The organism is Microlunatus speluncae, from assembly GCF_009299835.1.
GTDB classification, from domain to species: Bacteria; Actinomycetota; Actinomycetes; order Propionibacteriales; family Propionibacteriaceae; genus Microlunatus; species Microlunatus speluncae.
In genome coordinates this window covers 712,392-719,215 of the sequence record NZ_VKCZ01000019.1, presented here as the reverse complement: position 1 = coordinate 719,215, position 6,824 = coordinate 712,392, and the positions used below count along the sequence as shown (strand labels likewise).

6 protein-coding genes are annotated in these 6,824 nt (G+C 68.1%); 3 read left to right on the top strand and 3 right to left on the bottom strand.

Annotation, left to right across the window (positions count from 1 at the left end):
* Positions 1 to 332: 332 nt before the first annotated feature.
* The 3 genes from FNH24_RS25535 to FNH24_RS25525 all read right to left on the bottom strand — a co-directional run bounded on the left by FNH24_RS25535 (position 333) and on the right by FNH24_RS25525 (position 2,950).
* Positions 333 to 1,088 (bottom strand): N-acetylmannosamine-6-phosphate 2-epimerase, encoded by a 756-nt coding sequence (locus FNH24_RS25535; protein ID WP_175047917.1) that lies wholly within the window; start codon positions 1,086 to 1,088, stop codon positions 333 to 335.
* Positions 1,085 to 2,059 carry an N-acetylglucosamine kinase gene (locus FNH24_RS25530; RefSeq protein ID WP_152365023.1) on the bottom strand — a complete coding sequence of 325 codons (975 nt, stop codon included), beginning with the start codon at positions 2,057 to 2,059 and terminating at the stop codon, positions 1,085 to 1,087. The genes FNH24_RS25535 and FNH24_RS25530 overlap by 4 nt, the downstream gene beginning before the upstream one ends.
* A gap of 141 nt (positions 2,060 to 2,200) precedes the next feature.
* The gene (locus FNH24_RS25525) at positions 2,201 to 2,950 is read right to left on the bottom strand and encodes a GntR family transcriptional regulator (protein WP_152365022.1); all 750 of its coding nucleotides are present in this window, start codon (positions 2,948 to 2,950) and stop codon (positions 2,201 to 2,203) included.
* 205 nt (positions 2,951 to 3,155) lie between these two features.
* Between FNH24_RS25525 and FNH24_RS25520 the strand changes: the two genes are divergently transcribed.
* From FNH24_RS25520 to FNH24_RS25510, 3 genes are read left to right on the top strand one after another with little or no spacing between them, the layout of a single operon-like run.
* Positions 3,156 to 4,169: an ABC transporter permease gene (locus tag FNH24_RS25520; RefSeq protein ID WP_246187056.1), complete on the top strand. Its 1,014-nt coding sequence runs from the start codon at positions 3,156 to 3,158 to the stop codon at positions 4,167 to 4,169.
* Positions 4,169 to 5,107 (top strand): carbohydrate ABC transporter permease, encoded by a 939-nt coding sequence (locus FNH24_RS25515; protein ID WP_152365021.1) that lies wholly within the window; start codon positions 4,169 to 4,171, stop codon positions 5,105 to 5,107. The genes FNH24_RS25520 and FNH24_RS25515 overlap by 1 nt, the downstream gene beginning before the upstream one ends.
* Before the next feature lie 26 nt (positions 5,108 to 5,133).
* Positions 5,134 to 6,819, top strand: coding sequence for an extracellular solute-binding protein (locus FNH24_RS25510; RefSeq protein WP_161606311.1), 1,686 nt, complete (start codon positions 5,134 to 5,136; stop codon positions 6,817 to 6,819).
* Positions 6,820 to 6,824: the final 5 nt, after the last annotated feature.

Sequence of the window (6,824 nt, the reverse complement as noted above, 5' to 3'; positions counted from 1 at the left end):
AATGAACCGATCCCGCGTCCCCACCGGAAACAACTTCACCATCGCCAACAACTCCGCTCTCGACACGAATGTTGTCTCGACCGTATGAATTTGCCCGAAGATCGAGGTCGAAAAGTTCACACTCGACGACCCCGAAGCACCCCCAGCAGCTGAAACAGCTCCGGCCGACCTCTGGCGTGCCTCGCCCGGACCGGAACCCGGCCGCGATTCCCCACCGACCGCGGCCCCGCCCGTCCTTGCCGCGTCTTTCCCGGCCGTCAGGCCGAAACCGCCGGGAGAACGGAGCGGTCTGGCCTGCCCTTCGACAGGCTCAGGGAACGAACACTTCGGGGTCAGGTGGTTTTGGCGAAGGTGTCGAGGCGGTCGACGAAGCGGCGGGTGGTCAGGACGGGGTTGGTGATCGCGCTGCCGACGACGACCGCGTACGCGCCGGCGGCCAGGGCGGCCAGGGCCTCGGACTCGTCCCGGATCCGGCCCTCGGCGACGATCGGGCAGTCCAGCGCGGCGGCCAGGGCGGAGACGAGTTCCAGGTCCGGGCCCGGGCCACCGGGGCCGGACCCATCGGTGTAGCCGGACAGGGTCGAGGCGACCACGTCCGCGCCCGCGCGACGGGCGGCCAGGCCGGCATCGACCGTGTCCACGTCGGCCATGATCGGCACCTCGGACCGTTCCCGGATCTGGGCGATCTGCTCGGCCAGAGCGGTGCCGTCGGGGCGGCGCCGTTCGGTCCCGTCCAGCGCGATGATCGTCGCGCCGGCCTCGACCACCTCCAGCGCCGCTTCGGCCGTCGGCGTGATGAACACGTCGTCCGGGTCGCCCAGCTTGTTGATCCCGATCAGCGGCAGCGCGACCCGGGAGCTGATCAGCGCGACGTCGGCGGCGCCGTTGGCCCGCACTCCGGCGGCGCCACCGAGCTCGGCCGACTCGGCCATCAGGGCCATGATCATCGACTCCCGCAGCGGCGATCCCGGCGTCGCCTGGCAGGAAACGATCAAGCCGTTCCGCGGAATCTGATCAGTGAACGAGCGGATCCGCGGTGCGGTTGCACCGTTGAGCGACGTGGCGCGGATTCGTTCCGAGGCGTTCATCGGGGTCCCTTCCGAAGGTGGCCGAGCGAGGAGTGGATTCCGTTCGTTTCCTGGGCCAGCCGGACGACTCCGTCCAGCACCGTGCCGGCGGCCGGCACGAGTTGCCAGTCGGGCAGGTCCAGCGCGGCGGACAACGGGCGCAGCAGGTCGTCGCCAGCGGTGAACATCCCACCGACGCAGGCGATCCGGCGTTCCGCCGGCGGCGGATCGATCCGAGCACAGCACGCGCTGACGGTCTCGGCCAGCGCGGCGCCGGCCCGGTCCAACAACCGGCCGGCGGATTGATCACCGGCCCGGTGGCAGTCGATCACCTGGCGAGCGAACGCCGCGGTCAGCCGGACCCGGTCCGGCACCCAGCACAGCCGGCGCAACGCCGGACCGAACTCGCCCGCCAGTGCGAGCTCGTCGAGCAGATAGTGGCGGGCCGCCTCGTGCAGCGCCGGTGCCGGCTCGCGGCCGTCATCGTGCCGCGCGGCCAACCGCAGGCCGGACCGACCGAGATCGAAGGCGCTGCCCTCGTCGCCGATCCAATGCCCGACACCGTCGGCCCGGACCGACCGGCCGTCCTGGTCGACTCCGAGACAGACGGCTCCGGTCCCGGCTGCGAGCACCACCCCCGGCCGGCCGGACAGGGCGCCGGCATGAGCGGTGACCGAGTCCGGGAACAGCCGTACGTCGATCATGGAATCGCTCGCGCCGACCGGATCCTCGCCCAGCGACTCCGCGACCAGCTCCGCCAGTTCTTCCAGCTCTGTCGTGGATTCCGGCAGACCGGTGTGACCGATCGCCACCACCAGCGGCTGCTCCACCAGACCGAACTCGGCCAGGATCGGCCGGACGGCGCCGAGGGCGGCAGCGACCGGAGCGTCGGCAAGATCACGGAATCCGTCGGCGGTCAGCACGCCCGGCAACCACGACGTACGGGCCCGGACCGTCGTCTGGCCCGCGTCGATCGCTATCCAGCGCGTCATGACCGCCTCGTGGTTCGGTGCCCGATCCCGGCACTCCGTACTGTCGGGTCGAAGTTATTCGGCCGGGACCGCTCTCGACAGCCACTCCGGCGATCCGGATTAGACCAGCTGATCATGAGCTCCTCCGTCCCCGCGGGTGCGCTACTGCGTCTTCGAAGCGGTCCGCCGCGGACCGGGCTCGGCCCGGGAGAAGGAGCTGCTCAGCCGGTAACGATCACCGCGGAACAGGCTGCGTCCGATCTCCACCACGCGGCCGCTCTGGTCCAGTCCGAAACCCCGCAATTGGATGCATGGCTGGGTGATCGGGATGTCCAACAACTCCGCGGTCCGGGCATCCGGGGTGACCGCCTCGAGGTCGACGGTGGCCCCGTTGATCTTGACGCCGTAGCGCCGCTCCAGCGACTCGTACAGCGATCCGGCCAGGTCCTCCTCGGTCAGATCGGGCACGGCGTCCGCGACCAGCGTGCAGTGCTGCAACGCCATCGGGATGCCGTCGGCCAGCCGCAGCCGGGAGTAGAAGTAGGCGAAGTCGTTGACCGGGATCCGCAACTGCCGGGCCACGTTGCGATCGGCCCGTCCCTTGCGGAAGGCGATGACCCGCGTCCCCGGAGTGAGGCCGCGGCGCCGGGTGTCCTCGGTGAACGAGGTGACGGCGAGCCGGCCCGCCACCTTCGGCCGAGCCGTGAACACGCCGCGGCCGTGCTGCCGGACCAGCAGTCCGTCATAGGCAAGATCATCCATGGCCCGGCGCAGCGTCATCCGGGCCACCTGGAATCGCTCCGCCAGAGCGCGTTCGGACGGTAGCGCCGTACCCTCCTCGGTCTGATCGATCAGGTTCAACAGCTGGGTCCGGACCAGATCCACCTTCGAGGTCACCGAATCCTGCGTCACCGCGGTCTCCTTCCGGCATCCATCCTCGCGTACCGGAAGCCTCCCGTCCGGCCGAGTGTCGCCCAACCTACCCAACTGTGCTGAACCAGTCTGCCCCGTGATCAGCGCGAGAGCGCCACAACTGGTCTAAACCTGGCGGTTGTGGCCGTTGTTGCGCCGGGCAGACGATGGGCCGAGGAACGAATCAGAGCGACGAGGAGCGTCAGTGACCAGCGATGCCAGCCGGACGCTGCGCCGGGTGCCGGTGCGGTCCGGAGTCGCCCGACCCGGTGCGCCCGATCAACCGCCGGCTGAACGGATCCCGAGATCGCGGACCCGGCACAGCCGCTGGCTGTTGGCCCGCCGGCATTGGCGGATGTACGCGTTCGTGCTGCCCGGGCTGATCTTCTTCGTCGTCTTCGCCTACGTGCCGATGCTCGGCAACGTCGCGGCCTTCCAGGACTACTCGCCCTTCCTCGGCTTCGCCAACAGCCCGTGGGTCGGCCTGGAGAACTTCGCCCGGCTGATCAGCGATCCCGACGTCGGCCATGCGGTGATCAACACCTTGCAGCTGTCGCTACTGCAGATCATCTTCGCCTTCCCGGCGCCGATCGCCCTCGCCCTGCTGCTCAACTCGCTGATCAGCACCCGGGTGAAGCGCTGGCTGCAGTCGGTCGTCTACCTGCCGCACTTCATCTCCTGGGTGATCGTGATCTCGATCTGGCAGCAGATCCTCGGCGGCACCGGCGTCGTGTCCGACCTGCTCGGCCGGATCGGCTTCGACCACGTCAACATCATGAGCAACCCGGAGACCTTCCAGCTGTTGGTCACCTCACAGGTGATCTGGAAGGACTCCGGCTGGGGCACGATCATCTTCTTCGCCGCGCTGACCACCATCCCGACCGAGCTGTACGAGAGCGCGGCCGTCGACGGGGCCGGGGCCTGGCGCCGGATCGTGCACGTCACGCTGCCCGGTCTGCTGCCGGTGATCCTGCTGCTGTTGATCTTGCGGTTGGGCGACGTGCTCACCGTCGGCTTCGAGCAGATCTATCTGCAGTACAACACGGTCGGCGCCGATGCGGCCGAGGTGCTCGACACGTTCGTCTACTTCCGCGGGGTGATCGGCAGCGACTGGGGCTTCTCCACCGCGGTCGGCCTGGTCAAGGGCGTGGTCGGCACCCTGCTGGTGCTCGGGGCGAACTCCCTGTCCAAGCGGTTCGGCGCGGAGGGACTGTTCTGATGGCCGGAGTCACCGAGGTGCTGAGCCCGTCCAAGATCAGGACCAGACGCCCCCGGATCAAGGAGACCCGGCCGATCTGGGTCGGCAAGCCGCCGGCGATCGTCCAGGCGCTCAAGATCATCGTCATCGTCGCGATCACCGTGCTGATGCTCTATCCGTTCCTGAACGTGATCGCCGTGTCCCTGGCGGACTCGGCCGAGGTGGACTTCGGCGGGCTGTTGCCGCGGGTCTTCAGCGTGGAGGCCTACGCCTCGATCCTGCGCGGCGGGATCGTCACCCGGGCGCTGCTGGTCTCGATCGGGGTGACCGTGATCGGCACCGCCTGCTCGATGGTTGCCACGTCGATGATGGCGTACGGTCTGACCCGGACCGCCGACCTGCCCGGGATGCGGGTGATCTTGTATCTGGCGCTGTTCACCATGCTGTTCGGCGCCGGCATGATCCCCAACTTCTTGTTGATCAAGAGCCTCGGCCTGCTCGACTCGTATGCGGCGATGATCCTGCCCGGCCTGATCAGCGCGTTCAACCTGGTGGTGCTGCGCAACTTCTATCTGCAGTTGCCCAGGGAGCTGATCGAGGCGGCCCGGATCGACGGCTGCAACGACCGGCAGATCTTCACCAGCATCGTGCTGCCGCTGTCCAAGGCGGTCAGCGCAGTGATCGCCCTGTTCTACGCCGTCGGCTACTGGAACACGTTCTTCACCGCGCTGCTCTACATCAACGACTCGACCAAGTGGCCGATCCAGTTGGTGCTCAATCTCTATGTGGTGCAGGGATCCCCGATGCCGCAGATCGAGGACCCGAACCACACTCCACCCCAGCCGGAATCGGTACAGATGGCGGTCGTCGTGCTCGCCGTGCTGCCGATCCTGCTCGTCTATCCCTTCCTGCAGAAGTACTTCACCAAGGGCGTGCTGACCGGTGCGATCAAGGGATGATCGCCGGCACACGCGGAGAGGCCACCATGAGTGATCAGATTGTGTCGTCCGGCGGAGGGACGCTGGGACGGCGACGGATACTGCAGGCCGGGCTGGGTTCGCTCGCCGTGCTCGGCACCGGCTGCTCGGCGATCACCGGCGAGGGCGGCGCCCCGCAGCCGGCGGCCAGTGGCGGCAACACCGGCCAGGTGCCGAAGTTCATCCCGGCGCCGCCGGTGGACGGAGAGATCAAGAGCCAGGTCCCGGGCCTGCCGAACGCGTACGCCAAGGTCCCGGACCCGTTGCGCGCGTCCTGGCCGGAGAAGCCCGGCGACGGGACGTCGATGTCGATGTTTTCGATCATCTGGTCGCCACCGCCTCCGCCGGTCGGCCAGAATCCCTTCTGGAAGGACCTGAACGAACGGCTCGGGATGGACCTGAAGATGGTCTGGGGCCCGTCTGACGCGTACGAGTCGAAACTGGCCACGCTGCTGGCCGGCGGAGACCTGCCCGACGTGACCAACCTGCTGCCGAACCCGATCGGCGACAAGGCGCTGAAGCAGGGCGCCTTCGCCGATCTGACCGACTTCCTGGCCGGCGACAAGATGCAGAACTATCCCAACCTGGCCGCCAACACAGCTGAGGACGCCTGGAAGAACACCATGATCAACGGCCGGGTGATGGGAATCACCAACCCGGTGCCGGCCGTGGACACGGTCTTCATCCACCGCGGCGACTGGGCCAAGAAGATCGGGCTGGCCGGGCCGCCGACCAACGCCGAGGAGTTCCGCGAGTTCCTGATCAACATCCCGAAGGCGATCCCGCCGCAGAACGGCCAGACCCCGTACGGCATCGGCGCCTTCCCCGGATCGATCATGGCCTTCATCCTGGCGATGTTCCGCGTCGGCCCGGAATGGCAACTCACCGACGGCGGTCTGGTCGCCCGGATCGACACCCCGGAGTACGAGGCCGCGATCACCTGGTGCCGCGAGCTGTGGGCCGCCGGTGGCTATCACCCGGACGCGCTGGCCCTGGACGCGCAGGAGATCAAGGTCCTCGGCATGTTCAACTCGAATCAGATCGGGATCGCCAAGGGCGGCCTCGGCTGGGCGTTCACCGCAACCTCGGACGGCCGCAAGATGCTCGAGAAGGGTGACGGCATCGCCACCCTGCTGCCGCCGGGCCACGACGGCGGGAAGTGCAAGTGGGTCAACACCACCGGCTGGTTCTCCCGCTGGGGCATCTCGGCCAAGGCCGCCGAGAAGCCGGGCCGGGTGGAGACGATCCTGCGCTGCATCGACTACCTGAGCGCCTGCTTCGGCACCAAGGAATACATGGCCAACCGGTTCGGCATCGAGGGCCGGCACTGGAACTACGACAAAGATCATGTGCCGACCTCGGTCGACGACCCGACCCTGCAGGCCGAGTTGACCGGGCTGACCCAGTACCCGCACGCCTACTACTACCCCGGCACCCCGACCGGCTTCTCCGACGCCCTGGCCTTCGCCGAGGCGCTGGCCGCCGACGGCTTCGACAACCCGATCGGCAGCCTGCCCTCCGAGGTCGGCGACCGGCTCGGCGGCGTGCTGGAGAAGATCAGCGACGACTACATCAACCAGATCGTCTCCGGCCGCCGCCCGATGTCCGACTTCGCCGCGTTCAAGGCCGAGTGGCACAAGCGTGGCGGTGATCAGATCAAGGCCGACCTGGAGAAGCAACTAGCCGCCCGCTGACCCCC